The 21,437-nt window shown below is 73.0% G+C and carries 18 protein-coding genes; 7 read left to right on the top strand and 11 right to left on the bottom strand.

Annotated features, from left to right (window positions below; genetic code table 11):
* Positions 1–88 precede the first annotated feature (88 nt).
* On the bottom strand, positions 89–1,669 hold the full coding sequence (locus ACF1A5_RS01990) for a methylmalonyl-CoA mutase (protein ID WP_392190854.1): 1,581 nt from the start codon (positions 1,667–1,669) through the stop codon (positions 89–91).
* A 254-nt stretch (positions 1,670–1,923) separates the two neighbouring features.
* Here ACF1A5_RS01990 and ACF1A5_RS01985 point away from each other — a divergent pair, with 254 nt between their 5' ends.
* Complete coding sequence (locus tag ACF1A5_RS01985; RefSeq protein WP_392190853.1) at positions 1,924–2,778, top strand: L,D-transpeptidase family protein; 855 nt, start codon at positions 1,924–1,926, stop codon at positions 2,776–2,778.
* Positions 2,779–2,986: 208 nt separating this feature from the next.
* Here the strand turns inward: ACF1A5_RS01985 and ACF1A5_RS01980 are convergent, their stop codons facing one another.
* The 4 genes from ACF1A5_RS01980 to ACF1A5_RS01965 all read right to left on the bottom strand — a co-directional run bounded on the left by ACF1A5_RS01980 (position 2,987) and on the right by ACF1A5_RS01965 (position 6,893).
* Positions 2,987–4,156, bottom strand: coding sequence for a hypothetical protein (locus ACF1A5_RS01980; protein WP_392190852.1), 1,170 nt, complete (start codon positions 4,154–4,156; stop codon positions 2,987–2,989).
* The gene (locus ACF1A5_RS01975) at positions 4,156–4,818 is read right to left on the bottom strand and encodes an RNA polymerase sigma factor (protein WP_392190851.1); all 663 of its coding nucleotides are present in this window, start codon (positions 4,816–4,818) and stop codon (positions 4,156–4,158) included. Before ACF1A5_RS01975 ends, ACF1A5_RS01980 begins: the two co-directional genes overlap by 1 nt.
* 422 nt (positions 4,819–5,240) lie before the next feature.
* The gene (locus ACF1A5_RS01970; protein WP_392190850.1) at positions 5,241–6,215 is read right to left on the bottom strand and encodes a hypothetical protein; all 975 of its coding nucleotides are present in this window, start codon (positions 6,213–6,215) and stop codon (positions 5,241–5,243) included.
* 60 nt (positions 6,216–6,275) lie between these two features.
* On the bottom strand, positions 6,276–6,893 hold the full coding sequence (locus ACF1A5_RS01965; protein ID WP_392190849.1) for an RNA polymerase sigma factor: 618 nt from the start codon (positions 6,891–6,893) through the stop codon (positions 6,276–6,278).
* Between the two features lie 316 nt (positions 6,894–7,209).
* On the opposite strand from ACF1A5_RS01965, the gene ACF1A5_RS01960 reads away from it, so the two are divergent.
* Entirely contained in the window at positions 7,210–9,915 is a 2,706-nt protein-coding gene (locus ACF1A5_RS01960; protein ID WP_392190848.1) for an FG-GAP-like repeat-containing protein, read from the top strand.
* Positions 9,916–10,017: 102 nt separating this feature from the next.
* On the opposite strand, the gene ACF1A5_RS01955 is transcribed toward ACF1A5_RS01960, so the two are convergent.
* The 4 genes from ACF1A5_RS01955 to ACF1A5_RS01940 all read right to left on the bottom strand — a co-directional run bounded on the left by ACF1A5_RS01955 (position 10,018) and on the right by ACF1A5_RS01940 (position 14,096).
* The gene (locus ACF1A5_RS01955) at positions 10,018–10,404 is read right to left on the bottom strand and encodes a hypothetical protein (protein ID WP_392190847.1); all 387 of its coding nucleotides are present in this window, start codon (positions 10,402–10,404) and stop codon (positions 10,018–10,020) included.
* Between the two features lie 241 nt (positions 10,405–10,645).
* The gene (locus tag ACF1A5_RS01950; RefSeq protein ID WP_392190846.1) at positions 10,646–11,203 is read right to left on the bottom strand and encodes a hypothetical protein; all 558 of its coding nucleotides are present in this window, start codon (positions 11,201–11,203) and stop codon (positions 10,646–10,648) included.
* Positions 11,204–11,403: 200 nt separating this feature from the next.
* Positions 11,404–12,312, bottom strand: a complete 909-nt coding sequence (locus tag ACF1A5_RS01945; RefSeq protein WP_392190845.1) for a DUF4328 domain-containing protein — start codon at positions 12,310–12,312, stop codon at positions 11,404–11,406.
* Between the two features lie 152 nt (positions 12,313–12,464).
* Positions 12,465–14,096 carry a glycoside hydrolase family 20 protein gene (locus ACF1A5_RS01940; RefSeq protein ID WP_392190844.1) on the bottom strand — a complete coding sequence of 544 codons (1,632 nt, stop codon included), beginning with the start codon at positions 14,094–14,096 and terminating at the stop codon, positions 12,465–12,467.
* A gap of 181 nt (positions 14,097–14,277) precedes the next feature.
* Here ACF1A5_RS01940 and ACF1A5_RS01935 point away from each other — a divergent pair, with 181 nt between their 5' ends.
* From ACF1A5_RS01935 to ACF1A5_RS01915, 5 genes are all read left to right on the top strand, one after another.
* On the top strand, positions 14,278–14,841 hold the full coding sequence (locus ACF1A5_RS01935) for a 2-oxo-4-hydroxy-4-carboxy-5-ureidoimidazoline decarboxylase (protein ID WP_392191194.1): 564 nt from the start codon (positions 14,278–14,280) through the stop codon (positions 14,839–14,841).
* Positions 14,842–15,008: 167 nt separating this feature from the next.
* Positions 15,009–15,389 (top strand): succinate dehydrogenase, cytochrome b556 subunit, encoded by a 381-nt coding sequence (gene sdhC, locus ACF1A5_RS01930; RefSeq protein WP_392190843.1) that lies wholly within the window; start codon positions 15,009–15,011, stop codon positions 15,387–15,389.
* Between the two features lie 5 nt (positions 15,390–15,394).
* Complete coding sequence (locus tag ACF1A5_RS01925; RefSeq protein WP_392190842.1) at positions 15,395–15,877, top strand: succinate dehydrogenase hydrophobic membrane anchor subunit; 483 nt, start codon at positions 15,395–15,397, stop codon at positions 15,875–15,877.
* Between the two features lie 19 nt (positions 15,878–15,896).
* Positions 15,897–17,651 (top strand): succinate dehydrogenase flavoprotein subunit, encoded by a 1,755-nt coding sequence (sdhA, locus tag ACF1A5_RS01920; protein WP_392190841.1) that lies wholly within the window; start codon positions 15,897–15,899, stop codon positions 17,649–17,651.
* The gene (locus tag ACF1A5_RS01915; protein ID WP_392190840.1) at positions 17,651–18,415 is read left to right on the top strand and encodes a succinate dehydrogenase iron-sulfur subunit; all 765 of its coding nucleotides are present in this window, start codon (positions 17,651–17,653) and stop codon (positions 18,413–18,415) included. Before sdhA ends, ACF1A5_RS01915 begins: the two co-directional genes overlap by 1 nt.
* Before the next feature lie 96 nt (positions 18,416–18,511).
* Here ACF1A5_RS01915 and ACF1A5_RS01910 read toward each other — a convergent pair whose 3' ends face one another.
* The gene (locus tag ACF1A5_RS01910) at positions 18,512–20,998 is read right to left on the bottom strand and encodes a DUF4132 domain-containing protein (protein WP_392190839.1); all 2,487 of its coding nucleotides are present in this window, start codon (positions 20,996–20,998) and stop codon (positions 18,512–18,514) included.
* Entirely contained in the window at positions 20,998–21,390 is a 393-nt protein-coding gene (locus ACF1A5_RS01905; protein ID WP_392190838.1) for a hypothetical protein, read from the bottom strand. The genes ACF1A5_RS01910 and ACF1A5_RS01905 overlap by 1 nt, the downstream gene beginning before the upstream one ends.
* Positions 21,391–21,437: the final 47 nt, after the last annotated feature.

Raw genomic sequence — 21,437 nt, 5'->3', positions numbered from 1 at the left:
CGGCACCCTCCTTCCCGGAATACCCAACACGAGTAACCGGGAGCGGACCATTTCCGCCCCCGGTCACTCGTCGGAGGAACGGCCCAGGTCAGAACGCGTCCGAGGGCACGTAGTTCCCCCAGACGTCCCGCAGCGCGTTGCAGACCTCGCCGACCGTCGCGCGGGCCTTCAGGGCGTCCTTCATCGGGTACAGGACGTTGTCCTCGCCCTCGGCGGCCTTCTTCAGGGCCGCCAGCGCCGCGTCCACGGCCGCCTGGTCGCGCTCGGCGCGCAGCTTGGCGAGGCGTTCGGCCTGCTGGGCCTCGATGGCCGGGTCGACGCGCAGGGGCTCGTACGGCTCCTCCTCGTCGAGCTGGAAGCGGTTGACGCCGACCACGACCCGCTCGCCGGAGTCCGTCTCCTGGGCGATGCGGTAGGCGCTGCGCTCGATCTCGTTCTTCTGGAAGCCGTGCTCGATCGCCGTGACCGCGCCGCCGAGGTCCTCGACCTTGCGCATCAGCTCCAGGGCGGCCGTCTCGACGTCGTCGGTCATCCTCTCGATGACGTAGGACCCGGCGAAGGGGTCCACCGTCGCCGTCACGTCCGTCTCGTAGGCCAGGACCTGCTGGGTGCGCAGGGCCAGGCGCGCGGACTTGTCGGTGGGGAGCGCGATCGCCTCGTCGAAGGAGTTCGTGTGCAGCGACTGGGTGCCGCCGAGCACCGCCGCAAGGCCCTGGACGGCGACGCGGACCAGGTTCACCTCCGGCTGCTGCGCCGTCAGCTGCACGCCCGCCGTCTGCGTGTGGAAGCGCAGCATCAGCGACTTGGGGTTCTTGGCGCCGAACTCCTCCTTCATCACCCGCGCCCAGATCCGGCGGGCCGCGCGGAACTTGGCGACCTCCTCCAGGATCGTCGTCCGGGCGACGAAGAAGAACGACAGGCGGGGCGCGAAGTCGTCCACGTCCATGCCGGCCGCGACCGCCGTGCGGACGTACTCGATGCCGTCCGCCAGCGTGAACGCGATCTCCTGCGCGGGCGAGGCACCCGCCTCCGCCATGTGGTAGCCGGAGATCGAGATGGTGTTCCACTTCGGGATCTCGGCCTTGCAGTACTTGAAGATGTCCGCGATCAGGCGCAGCGACGGCTTGGGCGGGAAGATGTACGTCCCGCGCGCGATGTACTCCTTCAGCACGTCGTTCTGGATCGTGCCGGTGAGCCGGTCCGCCGGCACCCCCTGCTCCTCCGCGACCAGTTGGTACAGGAGCAGCAGCAGCGCGGCCGGCGCGTTGATCGTCATCGACGTGGAGACCTTGTCCAGCGGGATCCCGCCGAACAGCACCCGCATGTCGTCGATCGAGTCGATCGCCACGCCCACCTTGCCGACCTCGCCGTGCGCGATGGGCGCGTCCGAGTCGTGGCCCATCTGGGTGGGCAGGTCGAAGGCGACGGACAGGCCCATCGTGCCGTTGGCGATGAGCTGCTTGTAGCGGGCGTTGGACTCCACCGCCGTGCCGAAGCCGGCGTACTGGCGCATCGTCCAGGGGCGGCCGGTGTACATGGACGGGTAGACACCGCGGGTGAACGGGTACGACCCCGGCTCGCCCAGCTTCCCGGCCGGGTCCCAGCCCTCCAGGGCGTCCGGTCCGTAGACCGGCTCGATGGGCAGCCCGGACTCCGACTCGCGCGCCATGGTGTGTGCCTCCGCGTTCTGAATTACTCGCCAGTTACTCGCCGGTACAGCCGACCCCCGCCACGGACTGTAGCGGCGGCCGTGCGTCGGGTGGAGGGCCCCACGCTGGGACCTTGCTCACAGACCTGTTCATCCTTGTGTTCCTGCCCCGTGGTTCGCCGCGCGTCACGCGTGGGGAGACATCCGGGGTGTACGACCGGACAGACAGCCGTGAGACGGCAGGGGGCGCAGGGGGCGGTATGCGTATCGGGGGCATGAGCGGAAGAGGCCGCGCCGTCGCGGCGGCCGTCGCGGCGACGGCCGCGCTGTACGGGTGCACGGTGCAGGGCGCGGGGACGGGCCCGGACGGCAAGCACCGCTCGCCGGTGCACATCGAGATTCCGGCCACCCGGTCCCCCACGGCCCACGCCCCGGCCGGCGGAGGCCCGCGCGCCACACCGGACCCCGGCCCGGACCCCGCCACGGGCCGGGCCGCCGCGCCCGTCCTGTGGTCCCGCGGCGACTCCGGGCGGGGCGTCCGCGAGCTCCAGGCCCGGCTGCGCCAGATCGCCTGGCTGTTCGACGGCCCGACCGGGACGTACGACGACCTGACCCAGCGGGCCGTCGCGGGCTTCCAGGGCAAGCGCGGGCTGCCGCGCACGGGGCGGACGGACACCGTCACCTGGCGGCGGCTGCTGGCCATGACGCACGAGCCGGGCCGGTGGGAGCTGTACCTGATGGGCGGGCAGCCGGCCGCCGCGCCGGACCCGCGCTGCCTGACCGGCCGGGTGCTGTGCATCGACAAGACCAGCCGGACGCTGCGCTGGATGATCGGCGGACGGACCGTCTCGGTGATGGCGGTGCGCTTCGGCGCGCAGTACACGCCCACCCGGGAGGGCGTCTTCCACGTCTACTGGAAGTCCCGTCACCACGTGTCCACGCTCTACCACTCCCCCATGCCGTACGCGATGTTCTTCAGCGGCGGCCAGGCGGTGCACTACTCGTACGACTTCGCGGCCCGCGGCTACGCCGGCGGTTCGCACGGCTGCGTGAACGTACGGGACGAGGCGGCGATCGCGCGGCTGTTCGCGCGGGTGAGGGTCGGCGACAAGGTCGTCGTGTCCTGGTGAGGCACGATCCGCCGGAGAGGGATTCGGGGCGCGGGCGGGACCGGGGGAACGTGTCCCGCCCGCGCCATTTGCACGAGCCGTAGGTACGGGGGGAACCCCGGCTCTGTGCGACGGCCGATGACCAGTCGGCTCACTCATTACTGCGCTACGGGCCCCGAAAACGTCACACCCTGCGGAGAAAAATTTTTCTGGGGTGGAAAACCGCAGGTCAGGATGAGTGCGTCGGCGCGCCGTTCGACGTGGGCGAGGTTGTGGCGGGGGTGGTGCGGGGCGCCGGCGTCCACGCCGGGGCGGGTTCGGGGGCCGGGGACAGGGGCTTCTTCCCGCCGTCGGGGTGGTGGCCGCCACCGTGGGCGCCCTGGCCACCCTCCTCGCCGCCGCCGTTCTGGCCCTGGCCGTTACCGTTCCCGGTGCTGTTCCCGTTCCCCTTGCCGTTCCCGTTCCCCTCGCCGTTCCCGTTCCCGTTCCCCTTGCCGTTCCCGTTCCCGTTGCCGTTCCCGTTGCCGTTCCCGTTCCCGGGGCCGGTGTCCGTGCCGTTCCCGGTGCCGTTGCCGTTGCCGGTGCCGTTGCCGGTGCCGCCCTTGCCCTCGGAGCGGGTGTCGGCGGCCTTGAGGACGCCCTCGCAGTACGTCCACACGCGCGAGGAACCGCCCGCCGCTCCCTCCAGGGCGCGCCTGCGGTCGGCGCCCAGGCCCCGGCCGTCGCGCAGGTCGCGGCAGGCGGACACCAGCCTGCTCCGGCCGCGGCCCATGCTGCCGTCGGAGCCGGTGGCGCCGTTCCGGCCGGGACTGCCGTCGCCACTGGTGTCCCGGCCACCGTCCGGCGTCCCCGCGGTGGGTCCGCCGGGCTCCGGGGAGCGGGGGCCGCCGCCCGGCGAGGGCGGGTCCAGCGGGCGGCCGGGGGTCGCCGGGGCCGAGACCGAGGCGGCCGGGCCGGGCTCGTCATCGACGAACGGGGTGGGCAGCACGCCGGTCGTGGCGGCGGCGGCGACCCCGCCGACCGCCCCGGCGGCCAGCACCGCGGACAGCGCGAGGCGTACGGAACGGCTCCGGCGGGCGCGCCGGGTGCGGCCGTCGCGGGAGCCGATGTGGACGACGCCCGCGTCGGCGGACCGGGTCCGGGACGGTGAGACGGACGGCGCGAAGGCGGCCTGGGCGTCCGCCCGTTCGGCGTGCGCCTTGCGGAAGGCGGCCAACGCGGCGGCCTCGCCGGGAAGTTCCGGTTCCGCCCCGGAGGGCTCCACGGAGAGGGCGTTCAGGGCCTTGGCGAGGCGTTCTGCCTGCTCACGGGCGGCGGCGTCGACGGTGTCCAGTGGCTCTCCGCGCAGCAAACGCTCCGCCGTAGCGCGGTCAAGCCACCTGTACTGCTCGTCGGCCATCACATGTCCTTCTGCGTCCGGGCGCGCGTCTGCGTCACACCGGCGGACGTCACCGCACGGCCCTGCGGTTCTCGCGGAGGGGGCAGCGCGTCCAGGACGCCCGCCGATTCCGGATCGGCGCCGAGCAGCTCCGCGAGCCGCTTCAGACCGCGGTGCGCGGCGGTGCGTACGGCTCCGGGCCGCTTGCCGAGCGTCTCCGCGGCGGTCTTGGCGTCGAGGCCCACGACGACCCGCAGGACGACGGCCTCGGCCTGGTCCTGCGGGAGCTTGGCGATGAGCGAGAGGGTGCTGTCGGTGGCCAGGGCCTCCATGGCCTCGCCCGCGGTGTCGGACTCGGCGGGCTTGCCCGTCAGTTCCGTCTCGTCGCCGCCGATCGCCGGGCGGCGGCCGCGCATCCGTATGTGGTCCAGCGCACGGTTGCGGGCGATCCGGGCGGCCCAGCCGCGGAAGCGGTCGGCGTCGCCGCTGAACCGCCCGAGGTCCCGGGCGATCTGCAGCCAGGCCTCGGACGCCACGTCCTCCGCGTCCGGGTCGCCGACCAGCGTCCGTACGTATCCGAGCAGCCGCGGTTGCACAGCGCGGTACACAGTCCGGAACGCGGTCTCGTCCCCGTCCTGTGCCGCAAGCACCGCAGCGGTCAGCTCCGCGTCGTCCCCCAGCACCCGTGGTTCCTCAGTCGATCGTTGCGGCCGGCCCCGAGACCGTCGATGGCTGTGATCATGCATCTTTCGCGCCCGGAGCGAAAGGCACGTTACGGCGTGAAACAGCTCGCCGTCCATGACCGTACAACGTGCAACTAACTGAGGTGGGGTGAGGTGTGACAGAAAACGCACTCCCGGCGCTGTAGAGAATACGGGCCGCCGCGCGGCCCGTGCCGCGCGACGGCCGGGGCCTCTCCTGTGGGGGGTGGCGGCCCCGGCCGTTGCCATGGCGGCCCCGGCAGGGCACGAAAGCGTTCGCCCCGGCCGGAAAGTGACGCGCCATGAGCGGACGAGCGGGCGCTGTCGCGCGCCGGACATGAACTTTTCGGTAATTTTCCACCGTCCCGCGCGGGGGCCGGGAGCGTGCGCCGGACGGCGCGTGATCAGCGACTCTTTCCGCCGGTCCCGCCGGAGCCGTCCCCGCCGGTGGAGGCATCGCCGCCGGTGGAGGTGCCACCACCCGTGGCCGTGCCACCACCCGTACTGTCACCCGTGCCGCCGCCACCCGCGGCCGCGCCGGTGCCGCCCGTGGCCGCGCTGGTGCCGTCGCCGCTCGAGCCGCCCGTCGCCGACCCGCCTCCGTTCGCCGCCGTCCCGGTCTCAGGCCTGTCGGTGCCGGTGTTCCCGGCGGTCACGGAGGTCCTGGGATTGCCGGAGCCGCCGGGGTTCCCCGTGCCGCCGGTGCCGCTCTCCGCGTCGCGGGCCGCGGCCCGCGCCAGCTGATCGGCGCAGTAGCCGGCGACCTCGTCCTCACCGCCCGCGGCCTTGACGAGCCGCCGCCAGGTGGTCGCGTCCAGCGCCTTGCCGCGGCCCTCGACCCTCTCGTACGCCCGGCAGTGCGCCTCGGTGTCCCGGGCGGTGGCCGGGCGGTCCGTCGTGGCGGAGGCGCCCGGCGTACCCGGACCGCCCGCGGACGACGCGGCGGAGGTCCCGGCCGAGACGCCGGACGACGGGCGGGTGGAGGGCCCGTCCCCGGGTCCGCCGTCCGACGACCGGGCGGAGCCGATGGCCGCGACCGCGACTCCGCCGAGGGTGAGGCCGGCCAGGGCCAGACCCGCGGTGACCTTCACCGAGCGCCGCTTGCGCCGGGGCTCGGGCGCCCGCCAGTCGTCCCGGCGCCGGGACCGCGCGCCGTGCGCGCCGGTGTCCCGGGCGGCCCGGAACGCCACCACGGCCCGCTGCTCGGCCTCCGCGTCCAGGACGCTTCCGCGCAGCACCGCGGCCAGCAGCGCCTCCACCCGGGCTTGCTGCGCCTCCGATATGAGGTCCCGCGTACTGTGCCCGGCCCCGGACACGGCGCTGCCCGGGTGCCCGCGCCGACGGCCGTGAGCACTGCCGTCGCTTCGCCGTTCACCCATGTCCGTACCCGTCCCTGTCCGCCCGTCGGCCGTCCTGTCGTTCCCGGCCGCGGTTGTAGTTCACTCCGACTCCCCCAGCGTCCGGGAGTCGTCCTTCGTCACACCTGTCGCACCCAGCCGGTCCGCGAGCCGCCTCAGCCCCCGGTACGCGGCCGTCCGCACCGCTCCCGGCCGCTTGCCCAGCACGCGGGCGGCGGCAGGGCCGTCGAGACCGACGACGACGCGCAGCAGCACGGCCTCCGCCTGGTCCCTCGGGAGGGCCCGGACCAGGTCGAGGGCCCGCGCGGTGGAGAGCGACTCCAGGACCTGGTCGTGGGTGTTGGACGGAGCGGGCAGGTCGAGGAGTTCCGCCTCGAGAGCCGCCGCCCGGGGCCGTACGCTCCGGCGCCTCAGGTGGTCCAGCGCCCGGTGCCGGGCGATGGTCGCCGTCCAGCCGCGGAAACCGGCCCCGTCGCCCTTGAAGCGGCCGAGGTCCCGGGCTATCTCCAGCCAGGCGTCGGACGCCACGTCCTCGGCGTCGTCACCGACCAGTCCGCGCAGATAGCCGAGCAGACCCGGCTGCACGATCCGGTAGGCGACCGCGAAAGCTGCCTCGTCACCGTCCTGGGCCCGTGCGACGGCCGCGCCCAGTTCCCCGTCGTGCGCCTGGCGGCGACGGGGTTCCCCTCCCTGGCCCAAGACTGTCCTCGTTCGTGCCGAGTGCGTAGCCACCGCGTGGCGCGTACCCCACCGCGGGCACGGTCCAGCCGTGTCCGTGTCCTCCACGATCTTCAGCGCCGGGCCCGACGGAAGTGTCACAGCCCCTGGCCCAGAGGGCCGCGCACACCCCTCCCCCTCCGGGCGCAGACCGGGCACGACACCGGCCGCGGGCCCCGGCTCCGGCCCCGGCGCCGGCGCCGGCCGCCCGGTGACGTTCGGCGAGTCCTGTGCGCTGTACAAGTACCGCCTGTGTGACAGGTGTTGTCATCGTGTTGAACTTCTAGGGGTGGGACAGTTGAGTCCTCGCAGGACCCATGCGTACAAACCGCTGAGTCTCAAGCGAAGAGCGTGGCTGACGCTCGGTGCCGTCGTACTGGGCGGAGCAGGAGCCGTCACGTATGCGATCGCCGATCCCGGCGCGCAGGGCGACGGCAAGGGCGCGGCCCGCAAGCCGTCGGTGCACACGCTGAAGCTCCAGGACCGGGGGGCGGGCCGCAAGGGCCTGGGGCAGCAGGACACCGACCGGTTCAGCGCACTGCTGCTGACCTGGGACGACGAGAGCGACAAGGCCAGGGGGACGCCCGAGGTCCGCACCCGTGACCTCGAGACCCACAAGTGGTCGGGCTGGCAGAAGCTGCCGGACGACCCCTACCAGGCCGACGGCGCCGAGCGCGCCCGGGCCGGAAGCGCCGTGCGCGGCGGTACCGCCTCGGTGTGGACCGGCGACTCCGACGGCGTCCAGGTACGCGTCGTGAACGCCGACGGCACCGAGGCGGCCGGCCAGCCGGCCGGCATGGACGTGCGGCTGCTCGACCCCGGCACGGACCCGAAGCGGGGTTCCGAGCCCGCCGCGTACACCGTGGCCACGACGGACTCGCCGTCACCGACCGACTCCTCCGCGCCGACGGACTCGGCGGTGCCCACCGACTCGCCCGTCGCGAGCGACTCCCCCTCGCCCACCGACCCGGCGCCGACGGACTCCACGCCGGCCGGCTCGCCCACGGCCACGGACTCCGCCGGCGGGTCGCCGAGCGCCTCGCCGTCGCCGTCCAGCACGGTTCCCGAGCCGGTCCCGTCCACCGTCGTCAAGCCGCCGGTCATCACGCAGGCCGAGTGGGGCGCGTCGACGAACTACGACGGCACGCCCAGCTACGGCACCGAGATCAAGGCCGCAGTCGTCCACCACACCGGTGTCGACAGCGACAACACGCTCTCCTGCGGAGAGTCCCGCGCCCGGATGCGCACCATCCAGCAGGAGCACTTCTCCCGCGGCTACTACGACATCGGCTACAACTTCGTCGTCGACCGCTGCGGCCAGATCTTCGAGGGCCGCAGCGGCGGCATGGACCTGCCGGTGGTCGGCGCCCACGACATCGGGTTCAACACCAACACGGTCGGCATCTCGTACATCGGCAACTACATGAGCGCCAAGCCCTCCCGCGCCGCCCTCGACGCCATCGCGCGCGTCGTGGCGTGGAAGTTCGGCATGTACGGCGTCGACCCGACCGGCAAGGTCACCCTGGTGTCCGGCAGCGACGCCGGCGTCGACGGCAACAAGGTCGCCAAGGGCGAGTCGATCACGCTGCCCCGCGTCTTCGGCCACCGCGACACCAACGCGACCGCCTGCCCCGGCGACAATCTCTATCCCAAGCTGTCCTTCATCGCCGCGCTCGCCAAGACGCCCGGCATCTCGCACGCCCTGCCCACCTCCGACTACAACCGGGACGGCGTCGCCGACCTGGTCGCGGGCACTCCGAAGGCCAACTCGCTGACGGTGGTCCCCGGTGGGCTCGACGGCCCGGTCACGGCCTCGAGGACGACCCTCACCCAGAGCAGCCCGGGCGTTCCCGGCTCCTCCGAGAGCGGTGACGACTTCGGCGCCGCCACCGCCTGGGGCGACGTGAACGGCGACGGCTACGCGGACCTCGCGATCGGTGCCCCCGGCGAGGACGACACGAGCGGGCACGCCGACCGCGGCGCGGTCACGGTCCTGTACGGCCCGGCGCTGAACACCGGCTTCTCGTACACCACGTCGGGTGTCACGGCGACCGGCGCGAGACTCGGTTCGACGGTCGCGGTCGGGGACTTCGACGGCGACGGCAAGGCCGACCTGTTCTCGGCCGGCACCGGCCAGGGCGGCAACTGGAACGTCCGCCTGACCGGCGGCGCCACCACCTCCGGCACGCTCACCACCGCCACCGGCGCGGTCGCCTACCTCGACGCCGCGACCGGCGACTTCAACCGGGACGGCTACGCCGACGTCGCCCTCAACTACCGCGACGCGGGCGGCATCGGCCGGATCGTCCGCTTCGCGGGCTCGGCCACCGGCCTGACCAAGGCCGGTGTCCTCTCCGTCAAGGGCGGCCGCTCCGTCGCGGCGGGCGACATCAACGGCAACGGCTACGACGACATCGTCATCGGCCAGCCCTACGCCTCCGAGTCCGGCGGCGCGTCCGGCGGCCAGGTCACCATGCTCCAGGGCACCTCGACCGGCTTCACCACGACCGGTATGACCGTCATCCAGCAGGACACCGCCTACGTACCCGGCGGCAACGAGTCCGGCGACGCCTTCGGCACCTCGGTGTCGGTCGGCGACTACAACGGCGACGGCTACCCGGACGCCCTGGTGGGCGCGCCCGGCGAGAACCTGACCCGCAGTGGCGTCAACGAGGTCGACGCCGGTGACGCGGTCCTGCTCAAGGGCACCTCCACGGGCCTCACCGGCTCCGGATCGATCGGCGTCTCGCAGGACACCTCCGGCGTCCCCGGCTCCACCGAGTCCGGCGACCACCTCGGGTCGAGCGTGTCCCTGACGGACCTGTCCGGGTACGGCCGCGCCGACCTCACCTTCGGTGTGGAGGGCGAGGACAGCGGCAACGGCATCCTGATGTACCTGCCCAGCAACAGCAGCGGCCTCGGCTACACGCAGACCGCCATTCTCGGCCGGTCCGCCCTCGGCACCCCGGCGGGCGCCCGCCTCGGCCAGACGCTGACCCCGTAGGGATCTACCGGCCCCGCCCGGGGCCGTCCACCGGACCGGGCCCCGTCCCCGCGCCTGACCGCGGGGGCGGGGCCCGGTCCGCGTCCGCCGCGCCGCCCGTGGTCAGGAGCCGGCCGTGCTCGCGTCGCGGCACAGCAGCCGCAGGGAGCCGTCGCCCGCGAAACAGCGCCGGGCCTCGTCGATCGGGTCCCACAGCCGCCCGTCCGGGGTGCGGACCCAGTGGTCGCCGCCGGCTCCCCACCACTCGCCCCCGGCCTGGCGGACGATCACCTCACCGGCGTAGGCGCCGAAGCCGCGCAGCATGCTCTCCACGGCCGCGTACGGGGCGCCCTCCCGCCGTATCTCCTCGATCACCCGGTCCACGCGCCACAGGCTCTGCGCCGAGTAGTCCAGGCGCAGCCGGGCGCCCTCGCGCATCGCCGTCACGGTGTCCGCCGCCCACCGCACCGGCTTGGCGGCGGCCGGCGGCCTGGTCTGCTGAGTCGTCACATCTAGCGCTGTCACATAGGGAAGAGCGAGGTCGGCGCGCGTCGCGTCACGCCGATCCGGCGGTTTCCCGCAACCGGCGCAGGACCGACCCACGGCGCCCGCAGGACAGTCACAGGACTCTCGCAGGGCCGGGGTTTGAGGCATCGCCGGCCGCCCGGCGGCCGCATGGGCGCACGCGGCGGGGGCACGAGCCCGCCCGGGACGTCCGGAGCCCCGCGCGGTGACCCGCGGAGTCCGGTCCTCAGACCCGTCCGCGGGCCCGGCGCGACACCACCGCGCGCAGGACGCGACGGCCCTCGGTCGAGACGTCCAGGGCCTGGCGGAGGCCGGCCGGGCCGTGGTCGGCGACCAGTTCCAGGACGGCGATCTGGCGGCGCAGTTCGGCGGCGACCAGGGGGGACATGCCGTCCGTGCGGCCCTCGCGGCGGGAGTCGACCGGAGCCTCGTCCTCGGCGGGGTCGAGGAGCCGGTGGATCTGCAGGGAGGCGACGGAGCAGGCGTCGGCCCACACCCGCACCTCGGCGGCGGACCGGGCGTCCGGCGCGGCGGCGAGCATCCGGCGGGCCAGCAGCGCCGCCTCGTCCTCGGCGTCCGCCTCCGGGTCGGCCCCGTCCAGCGAGCCGCGGGCCTGCGCCAGCCGCTCGCCCCAGTCGCCGCCCCCGTCCACGAGGCTCGCCCACAGCGGCCGCAGCACCTCGTCGTCACCACCGAGCAGCGGCATGCACCGATCCAAACAAGCCAGCCCGCTGGCGGCCAGTCCGCGCTCGTCGGCCTGCGCGATCAGTTCCACCAGGCTCATCCACGCCTCCCTCGCCAGGGCGCCGACCTTAACGGAGCCCGCACTTTCCCTTACTGCGTGCGACCGGCCCGTAGTGTCACACGGGCACCACGGACAGTCGAGGGGAATGGCGGAAGAAATGTTTTCGGCCATCGGAGGTGACGGGCTGGAGAGGGCCGTGGGCGGCCGGTGGAACGGGCCGGGCGGGCCGGGGCGGACGCTCAGGCGGCGGCCGGCACCGGACCGCGCAGCGCCTTCTCGTCCTGCATCCGGGTCAGCCGCAGCACGACGAGCACGGCGAGTACGGCGGCCACGATCTCCACCGCGTCGGCGAACACCATCTGCTGGGCGGCGTCGCACAGTTCGCTGCCCGTGTCGGCCCGGCGGTAGGCGGTGAACGCGGCCCGGTCGGCCAGCAGGGAGACGATCCACATTGCCCACCAGGCGTCGACCAGGCGGTGCGAGCGCGGCCGGTCCGCCGGGGCGCTGGCGTCCCAGATGTCCAGCGTGATCCGGCGCGGGAACCACAGGTTCACCACCGGGGTGAACCACGCCCCGATCGCCCAGCCGCGCTTCTTGCTGTGGCCGAAGGGGTTGAACACCTCCGCGTTGACCCGCACCCGGTGGAACCAGCACAGGAACACGACCACGCTGACGAGCAGCGCGACCGTCTGGACGACGCCCGCGGCCGCGTTGAGCCGGTCCGCGTGGTCTGCCCGGCCCGAGAGGCCCGCGCCGTACGTGCCGGAGGCGAGGTCGTCGGCGACGTCGTACAGCGTCAGGTCCACCCAGACCGCGAACACGTCGGTGGCGGCGACGAGCCCGAGGACCACGGCGGCGGTGCGGCCGAGCACGCCCGGCGGGCGCAGCCAGGCACCCGGCGCCACCGGCGCGTGGAAGGCCCCGGGAGCGCCGACGGCACCCGCGGCGCCGAACGCCCCCGCCGTCCCGGGACCTCCCGGGTACGGCGCTCCTCCCGGATACGCCCCCGTGCCCTGGACCGGCGCGGCGTCCTGGGCGGGTGCGGCGTCCTGGGCGGGTGCGGCGTCCTGGGCGGGTGCGGCGGCGCACCGGCTGCACAGGGTGCCGCCGGGTGCCGCCGCGAAGTGCTGACAGCGCGCGCAGATCATGATGGGTCCCCCGAGATGTCCGTCCTGGAGTCCGCGCGGCCCTCCCCGGCGCGCGCGGCACCCGGAACATACGGTTCACGCCGCGTGCGCGTCCACCCCATTCGGCGTCAGCCCGGTTGCGTCCCGGCCCCGTGTCTCAGCCCAGTTGTGTCTCAGCCCAGTCGTGCGGCCAGCGACTTGAAGGCCGCCCAGGACAGCGCCGGCTTCCCCGGGTCCCACAGCTTCTGCGCGGTCGCGCGCAGCGGCATGCGGATGCCGGCGGCCACCTGGTTCTCGGTCTGGGCGTAGGCCCGGTCGGACCACACCGCGAAGGAGCCGCCGAGGATCTGCGCGTCGTAGCGGGCGGGCACCGCCTCGGTGCCACGCAGCACGCGCGGGGTCCACCGCTCGTAGATCCGCTGTCCGGTGGGATAGACGAAGGTCTGCGGCTGGCCGAGGACGTAGTAGAGGAACTCGTCGTTGTAGTTGATCACCTTGCGGCCGGCGCTCAGGTAGTCGTACGGCGGACGGGCGCCGATCTCCTTGCCGGTCCAGTAGGCGACCTCGATGTCCTTGGCGGGCTGCACCGAGGTGCCCCGGAAGAAGCCGTCGTTCCAGGCGCGCGGGACACGGGCGTGACCCCGGACGGTCTCGGCGCGGGCGTTGAGCCAGCCCGTGGTGAGGTCGGCGACGGTGCCGCCGGAGCCGTAGGCCTTGCGGGCGGCGGCGGCCAGCTGGGGGTAGGAGGCCTCGGGACTGCGCACGGTCAGCGCCTGGTACTCGTCGCCGCCGAGGTGCCAGAAGCCGCCGGGGAACAGGCCGGCGTACTCGCCGAGGAGGTCGTCGACGATCTTGGCGGACTGCTCCTTGGAGATGTCGATGGCGCCGCTGGTCGGCGCGCCCTGCGCGTTGCGCAGCTGGAGATCGGGGTGGGCGGCCAGCACGGCGCCGAGGTGGCCGGGCGAGTCGATCTCCGGCACGACGGTGATGTGCCGGCTCGCGGCGAGATCGACGATCCGCTTCACCTGGGCCTTGGTGAGGTGGTCCTTGGAGACGATCTCCGGGTGCGTGTCGGACTGGATGCGGAAGCCCTGGTCGTCGGAGAAGTGCAGACCGAGCTCGTTGTACTTCAGGTCGCCCAGCTCGCGTACGCGGTCCTCGATCCAGCCCGCCGTGTACGGCTTGCGGGCGATGTCCAGCATGAACCCGCGCCGCGGCTTGGCGGGCGTGTCGCGCACGACGCCCTCCGGTGCCGCGTCCGCGCCGCGCACCTCCTGCTTCAGCGTGCGGGTGCCGTAGAAGACGCCCGCCTCCGCCGGCCCGCTGATGGTGACGCGCCCACCGGCCACGGTCATCGTGTACGACTCCGGGCTGCCGCCCCGCCCGCCGCCCAGCGCCAGCCGTACGTCCCCGGCGCGCGCGTCCTTCCGCTCGCCCGCGTAGGTCAGGCCCAGCTCGCCCGCCAGCAGGCGGCCCTCGTCGGCCAGGCCCGCGTCGCTCACCACGACGCGCTCGCCCTTGGCGGGGCGCCAGCCGGGGCCGCGGGCCGGGGTGTGGGACCGCACGGCCGGAATGGTGCGCGGCGGCCGGGACAGGGGGTAGGAGCGCGAGGGGCTCGGTGAGGGGGAGGCGGCGGAGCGGGCGGAGGGCGGGCGCCCGGCGGAGCCCGAGGAGCCGCCGTCGTCTCCGAAGGCCCACAGACCGAGGCCGACGCCCAGTCCGACCGTGGCGGCGAACGCGCCGAGGGCCAGTGCCCGCTTCTGCCGCACCTTGCTCACCGGCGCGCGGCGCCTGTGCTGACTCACATCGCCAACCTAAGCCCTCCGCTCGCGGGCGGCGTCCAGGCGCCATTCTCCAACTCTCCCGTCCGAGTGAATTTCGGACATCGCTCGGACAGTCGACGACCAGTCCCGATAACGTGAGCGACACGTCTCTCACACCATCCCCTGCCGACACGCACGCGGCGTCCACAGCGGGCGCCGCCGCATCCACCGCCGAGGACTCACGCTGCCCGCGCAGAACCTGGAGCACTTCAACGCCGCCTCCGCCGACGAGGCGCACCGCACCCTCCTGAGCTGCCTGCACAGCGCGCGCTGGGCACGCCGGGTCGCCGACCACCGGCCCTACCCGGACCTGGGCGCCCTGTTGGCGGCGGCGGACGAGGCGGCGTACGACCTGGGACCCGAGGACCTGGCCGAGGCCCTGGCGGGCGAGTCGCTGCCGGCGCTGCCCGAGCACCTCTACTCGGCCGCCCACCTGGCGCTGAGCGCGGCGCACGCGGCCTACGAGAGCAGATTCGGGCACCTGTTCGTCATCTGTCTCGACGGCGTCCCCGCCGACGAGGCCCTGGACCGGCTGCTGGCGGCCGTCCGGTCACGCCTGGCGAACGATCCGGAGGAGGAGCGGGTCGCGACGGCGGAGGAACTGCGGCGTCTGGCCAGGGAACGCCTGGTCAGAGCCGCCCTGGGGGAGAGCGGGCCGCGTGCCCGGACGTCTCCGGCCCGGCCCCGGCAGGCGCGGCGGACCGCTCGTCCGGGCAGCCGGCTGTAGCCCGTCCGTGCCCCTTTGAGTGCCAGTTTGATCACATGACCAGGCCCCCCGTGAGCGCCGGAGACGCCGGTCGTTAGGATGCTGGGGGCCGGTGGACCGTACCCGGCCGGGCCCGACCGACAGTGAAGCCGGCGCGGCCCTAGTCCCCGCTCCCGGAGGGTTCTTCCGTGCCGGCTGGAACGCTGTACCGCGGCCGGGAAGGAATGTGGTCCTGGGTGGCTCACCGAGTCACCGGCGTCCTCATCTTCTTCTTCCTGTTCGTTCACGTGCTGGACACCGCTCTCGTGCGTGTCTCCCCCGAGGACTACGACAAGGTCGTAGCCACGTACAAGACGCCGATTGTCGCCGTGCTGGAGTACGGCCTCGTCGCCGCCATCCTCTTCCACGCGCTCAACGGCCTGCGCGTCATCGCCGTCGACTTCTGGGCCAAGGGCCCGCGCTACCAGAAGCAGATGCTCTGGTCCGTCGTCGCCGTCTGGGCGGTGCTGATGCTCGGGGCGATCTACCCCGTCCTCGGCCACGCCGCCCGTGAACTCTTCGGGAGCTGACGCGCATGTCCACCACCGAAACCACCGCTTCCGGCATCGGCCCCGTCGAGGACGGCACCGGATACAACGTCGACAACCCCGCCCCCTACATCGAGGCCCCCCGGCAGCGCACCAGGAAGACCCCGAAGTCCACCCGGGGCAACTTCGAGCTGTACGGCTGGCTGTTCATGCGCCTGTCCGGCGTGGTGCTGGTCGTCCTCGTCCTCGGCCACCTGCTGATCCAGCTCGTCCTGGACGGCGGTGTCTCCAAGATCGGCTTCGCCTTCGTGGCCGGCCGCTGGGCCTCCCCGTTCTGGCAGGTCTGGGACCTCGCCATGCTGTGGCTCGCGATGCTGCACGGAGCCAACGGCCTGCGCACGGTCATCAACGACTACGCGGAGCGCGCGAACACCCGGCTGTGGCTGAAGGCACTGCTGTACACCGCCACGGTGTTCACCATCCTGCTGGGCACGCTGGTGATCTTCACCTTCGACCCGAACATCCGCTAGGCACGGGGCTGCGAGAATCATGAAGATCCACAAGTACGACACCGTCATCGTCGGCGCCGGCGGCGCGGGCATGCGCGCGGCCATCGAGTCGACGAAGCGCAGCCGCACCGCGGTCCTGACCAAGCTCTACCCCACCCGCTCCCACACGGGCGCCGCGCAGGGCGGCATGGCCGCCGCGCTGGCCAACGTGGAGGAGGACAACTGGGAGTGGCACACCTTCGACACGGTCAAGGGCGGTGACTACCTGGTCGACCAGGACGCCGCCGAGATCCTGGCGAAGGAGGCCATCGACTCCGTCCTCGACCTGGAGAAGATGGGCCTGCCGTTCAACCGCACCCCGAACGGCACCATCGACCAGCGCCGCTTCGGCGGTCACAGCCGCAACCACGGCGAGGCCCCGGTCCGCCGCTCCTGCTACGCGGCGGACCGCACCGGCCACATGATCCTCCAGACGCTGTACCAGAACTGCGTCAAGGAGGGCGTGGAGTTCTTCAACGAGTTCTACGTCCTGGACCAGCTGATCACCGAGGTCGACGGCGTCAAGCGCTCGGCCGGCGTGGTGGCCTACGAGCTGGCCACCGGCGAGATCCACATCTTCCAGGCGAAGGCCGTGATCTACGCCTCCGGCGGCACCGGGAAGTTCTTCCGCGTGACCTCCAACGCGCACACCCTGACCGGTGACGGCCAGGCCGCCGTCTACCGCCGGGGCCTGCCGCTGGAGGACATGGAGTTCTTCCAGTTCCACCCGACCGGCATCTGGCGCATGGGCATCCTGCTGACGGAGGGCGCCCGCGGTGAGGGCGGCATCCTCCGCAACAAGGACGGCGAGCGCTTCATGGAGAAGTACGCGCCGGTCATGAAGGACCTCGCCTCGCGAGACGTGGTGTCGCGGTCGATCTACACGGAGATCCGCGAGGGCCGGGGCTGCGGTCCCGAGGGCGACCACGTCTTCCTGGACCTGACCCACCTGCCGCCGGAGCAGCTGGACGCCAAGCTGCCCGACATCACCGAGTTCGCGCGGACGTACCTCGGCATCGAGCCCTACACGGACCCGATCCCGATCCAGCCGACCGCGCACTACGCCATGGGCGGCATCCCGACCAACGTCCGGGGCGAGGTGCTCGCGGACAACACCACGGTCGTCCCGGGCCTGTACGCGGCCGGCGAGGTCGCCTGCGTCTCCGTGCACGGCGCCAACCGCCTCGGCACGAACTCGCTGCTGGACATCAACGTGTTCGGCAAGCGGGCCGGCATCGCGGCCGCCGAGTACGCGGCGAGGGCCGAGTTCGTGGAGCTGCCGGAGGACCCCGAGTCCGTCGTCGTCGCGCAGATCGAGCGGCTGCGGACCTCCACGGGCACCGAGCGCGTGGCCACCATCCGCCGCGAGCTGCAGGACACCATGGACGCCAACGTCATGGTGTTCCGCACCGAGCAGACGATCAAGACGGCGGTCGAGAAGATCGCCGAGCTCCGGGAGCGCTACAAGAACGTGGCGATCCAGGACAAGGGCAAGCGGTTCAACACGGACCTGCTGGAGGCCGTCGAGCTGGGCAACCTGCTGGACCTGGCCGAGGTCATGGCGGTCTCCGCCCTGGCCCGCAAGGAGTCCCGCGGCGGTCACTACCGTGAGGACTACCCGAACCGCGACGACGTCAACTTCATGCGGCACACCATGGCGTACCGCGAGGTCGGCGCCGACGGTTCCGAAACCGTCCGTCTCGACTACAAGCCGGTCGTCCAGACCCGCTACCAGCCGATGGAGCGTAAGTACTGATGGCAACCCCTGTTCTGGACAAGGCCGAGGCGGAGGCCCAGGCCCCGTCCCCCTACATCACGGTCACCTTCCGGATCCGCCGGTTCAACCCGGAGGTCTCGGCGGAGGCGACCTGGGAAGACTTCCAGCTGGAGATCGACCCGAAGGAGCGCGTCCTCGACGGCCTCCACAAGATCAAGTGGGACCTGGACGGCACGCTGACCTTCCGCCGCTCCTGCGCGCACGGCATCTGCGGCTCGGACGCCATGCGGATCAACGGCAAGAACCGACTGGCCTGCAAGACGCTGATCAAGGACATCAACCCCGAGAAGCCGATCACGATCGAGGCCATAAAGGGCCTCACGGTCCTGAAGGACCTGGTCGTGGACATGGAGCCGTTCTTCCAGGCGTACCGGGACGTGATGCCGTTCCTGATCACCAAGGACACCAACGAGCCGACCCGCGAGCGTCTGCAGTCGCCCGAGGAGCGCGAGCGCTTCGACGACACGACGAAGTGCATCCTCTGCGCGGCCTGCACCTCGTCCTGCCCGGTGTTCTGGAACGACGGCCAGTACTTCGGCCCGGCGGCCATCGTCAACGCGCACCGGTTCATCTTCGACTCGCGTGACGAGGCCGGCGAGCAGCGCCTGGAGATCCTGAACGACAAGGACGGCGTCTGGCGCTGCCGCACCACCTTCAACTGCACCGACGCCTGCCCCCGCGGCATCGAGGTGACGAAGGCGATCGCCGAGGTGAAGCGGGCGCTGATCACGCGCCGCTTCTGACGCCTCGCGCGTACCTCACCGAGGGCCCCGTTCCAGCCTGGGACGGGGCCCTCGGGCGTGCCGGCAGGGCTCTCGGCCTCGCGGGGCAGAGCCCGGCTACAGCTGGCTGAGGATCGTCGGATCGGTGATGTGCGTGTCGTCCGCCAGCATCATCGCCTTGCTGAGGATCACCGCGAGCGTCCGGTCGCCCTCGTAAGGCAGGTAACCGGCCTGCGGGCGGGCCGGGTCGCTCTTCGGGACGATGCACAGGTACCGGTCGTCCGGGGTCCTGAGGATGTTGCCCGAACCGAGGTGGATCTTGTACGTGTGCAGGTCGCCCCGCACGTGCAGGAAGCGGCCCTCGACCGTGCAGCGGCCGGCGACGGCCAGCCGGGGTATGAGCCGCTCCAGCAGCGCGCGGCGGGTCTCGGCACCCTGGCTCAGCTCACCGAAGCCGTACGACGTCCAGTACTCCCGGAAGCGGCCCTCGGGGCCGCCGTCCTGCCAGGCCGGGTCGTTGCCCACGCTCGCGACACCGACGAAGAGGTCGACGTCGCGGAGCACCTCGGACAGCACCAGCGGCGGGACGGCGGGCAGGGGCAGCGGCTCGACGGGGTCGGCTCCGTCGCGCAGCCACATCCGGTACTCGCCGCCGCAGCAGTGCGCCGAGTTCTCCGGGGCGTCGATCGGATAGAAGCGGACCTGGTCGGTGCACAGGCGCAGATAGCTTCCGGAGCCGGTGATGTCGTCGCCGTGGCCGTCGCCCTCGCCGTGGATCCAGTACTCGGCGCGCAGGCCCCACTGCGGCAGCTCGCGCACGGCGGGCGGGGCCTCGTCGTCGACCATGAGGCGCAGCCGGTTGCGCCAGCCGCGGACCGCGGCCAGCGCGTGGAACTGGTGCTGGCGCAGGATGTGCGCGGCGAACCGGTTGGAGTAGGTGCCGGTCGCGCGCTCGGCGTCCGTCAGGAGGTAGACCTCGCGGTGGGCCTGCTTGAACGGCTGGGTGATGCCGTGCCGCTCCAGCCAGTCGCGCCAGGCGACGATCTCGGCGGGTTCGTGGCCGACGGGGTGCCAGAGGGTGACCTCACGTCCGCCGCCGAGCGGGTCGTCGGTGAGCGTACGCAGGGCTCCGTCGGCGTACCCCACCGTGGTGCCGTCGACCGTCCACAGCAGACGGCGGGCCAGCGTGCCGACGAGCGGGTGGTCGAGGAAGCGCTCGCGCCAGGTGCCGTAGGACCAGGTGCGCCGGGCCAGGAACTGCCGGTCCAGGCGCTCGCTCTGCGCGGTGAGCATTCTGTCGATGTCCTTGACCGCCGCCTTCAGCTCCTTCACCTCGTCGGCGTGGTCGCGCCGCACGGCGGCGGGCGCGCTCCTGACGGGCCTGCCGGCGGCGTTGCGCCAGCCGAGGACGGCGCGGGTGCCGTGCACCTCGATCAGCGCGGTGGCGTCCCCGAGCCGGTGCTCCGCGCGGCCTACACCCGTCAGCCCGTAGGCGGGCACGGCGAGTTCCTCGGTCTCCTCCCGGGTGAGGCCGAGCGCGGCGGCCCGGTCGTCGAGCGCCTTGTCCAGGAGCCTGGCGGTGCTCTTGTACGTCACCCGGGTGACCAGGCGGGCCAGTTCGGCCAGGGCGGCCTCGCTGTGGATGCGGGCGAGCGCGACCACGCCGGCGTTGGCGACCTTCGGGTTGCGAGGGCCGAGGCCGGCGACCTTCTTCAGCGAGGTCTCCACGAGGGCGCCGAGCGCGCGGGCGCTGTCCGGGTGCGGCGGAGCCAGCGAGAGCAGCCAGGCCAGGCCGCGCAGGGCCGTGGCGTTGTACGGGTCGAAGGTCTCGTCGGGGTTCGCGCCGTAGTGGGTCGCCACCAGCGGGCGGGTCCGCGGTCTGCCCACCAGGCGCAGCCAGCGCCGCAGCCGCTCGCCCGCGTCGTCGGCGCCGACGGCGTCGAGCAGCGTCCGACCGGTCCGCTCCCACTTCGCCGACGGCCGGGCGGAGCCGGCCGTGGTGGCGTGGGCGACCAGGCGGCGCCAGTCCTCGCCGAGCCCGTCCAGCTCCGTCAGGGCCTGGTCGGCCCAGGCCTCGCCAGGGTTCACCAGGGGGTCGGTGAGCCGGTCGGCCAGGGCACCCAGCTCCTGCGACCCGTGCCACAGCGTCAGCCGGGTGCGGCGGATCACGGCGACGAACGCGCCGGGCAGCTCGCGCCCCTCGGCGAGCTGCAGCGCGGCCAGCCGGACCAGCTCCGCGGGCTGGTGGTGCACCTCCTGCTCGGAGGCCAGGCGGATGAGCGCGGCGCGGCCGTCGACCGGCCCGGTCGCGGCGGCTGCCGCGGTCTCCAGAGTGGCGAGGAACCGTACGATGCTGCGCCGCTCGGCCGTCCCGGACTCCGGCGCGATGCACCGGCCCGCCAGCCGGTGCACGAGCCGGGCCCGGAACGCGGCGTCCGCGGCACGCGCGGCGTCCACGACCTTGCGGCCCTCGAACCCCCAGTGGTCGTCGATCATGTCGGCGAGCGCGAGCAGGTCGGGCACGAGCCCGTCGGCGTCCTCGTCGGCGATCCGCCCGAGGACGTCGCGGACCAGGCGGGCGTACGCGGAGGGCGAGGTGATCATCAGCCACCCACCAGCGGCACGAGCTTCAGGAAGGTCACCTCGGTGCCCGGCGCCAGCTCCACCTCCTCGTCCGGGTCGGTGACCTGACGGTCCCCCACCAGCACCAGAAAGCCGTTGCCCGCGAAGGCCGCGAGCGCCAAGCCGGCCTGCGCCCCGGGGTCGATCCGGCGAGGGGTGCGCAGCGCGTACCCGTTGAGCACCCGCTCGGCGTCCCGCGGCTGCACCAGCCCCTGGAAAACCCGCGGCGTACGCGCGTTGTACTCGGCGACCTCCTGGAACACCCGACGCCGGATCAGCTCACGCACGGTGAGCCGCTCCTCGGCGATCTCGAGCCCCCAGCCCGCACCCCGGTCCCCCGCAGTCGTCTCGTCGACGAACGTCACGATTGCCATGCCGACGACAGTAGGGGGCACCACTGACAATCACCGGTCGGGGCCAG

Origin of the sequence: Streptomyces sp. NPDC014864 (assembly GCF_043081525.1) — a bacterium.
Taxonomy (GTDB): domain Bacteria; phylum Actinomycetota; class Actinomycetes; order Streptomycetales; family Streptomycetaceae; genus Streptomyces.
Note: the sequence above shows the minus strand (reverse complement) of the source record. Positions and strands in the feature narration are given on the sequence as shown.

Bases quoted from the DNA above. Each gene is read 5' to 3' on its own strand.
- ACF1A5_RS01990 (WP_392190854.1), bottom strand. From the start codon at position 1,669: ATGGCGCGCGAGTCGGAGTCCGGGCTGCCCATCGAGCCGGTCTACGGA.
- ACF1A5_RS01985 (WP_392190853.1), top strand. From the start codon at position 1,924: ATGAGCGGAAGAGGCCGCGCCGTCGCGGCGGCCGTCGCGGCGACGGCC.
- ACF1A5_RS01980 (WP_392190852.1), bottom strand. From the start codon at position 4,156: ATGGCCGACGAGCAGTACAGGTGGCTTGACCGCGCTACGGCGGAGCGT.
- ACF1A5_RS01970 (WP_392190850.1), bottom strand. From the start codon at position 6,215: ATGGGTGAACGGCGAAGCGACGGCAGTGCTCACGGCCGTCGGCGCGGG.
- ACF1A5_RS01950 (WP_392190846.1), bottom strand. From the start codon at position 11,203: ATGAGCCTGGTGGAACTGATCGCGCAGGCCGACGAGCGCGGACTGGCC.
- ACF1A5_RS01945 (WP_392190845.1), bottom strand. From the start codon at position 12,312: ATGATCTGCGCGCGCTGTCAGCACTTCGCGGCGGCACCCGGCGGCACC.
- ACF1A5_RS01925 (WP_392190842.1), top strand. From the start codon at position 15,395: ATGTCCACCACCGAAACCACCGCTTCCGGCATCGGCCCCGTCGAGGAC.
- sdhA (WP_392190841.1), top strand. From the start codon at position 15,897: ATGAAGATCCACAAGTACGACACCGTCATCGTCGGCGCCGGCGGCGCG.
- ACF1A5_RS01915 (WP_392190840.1), top strand. From the start codon at position 17,651: ATGGCAACCCCTGTTCTGGACAAGGCCGAGGCGGAGGCCCAGGCCCCG.
- ACF1A5_RS01910 (WP_392190839.1), bottom strand. From the start codon at position 20,998: ATGATCACCTCGCCCTCCGCGTACGCCCGCCTGGTCCGCGACGTCCTC.
- ACF1A5_RS01905 (WP_392190838.1), bottom strand. From the start codon at position 21,390: ATGGCAATCGTGACGTTCGTCGACGAGACGACTGCGGGGGACCGGGGT.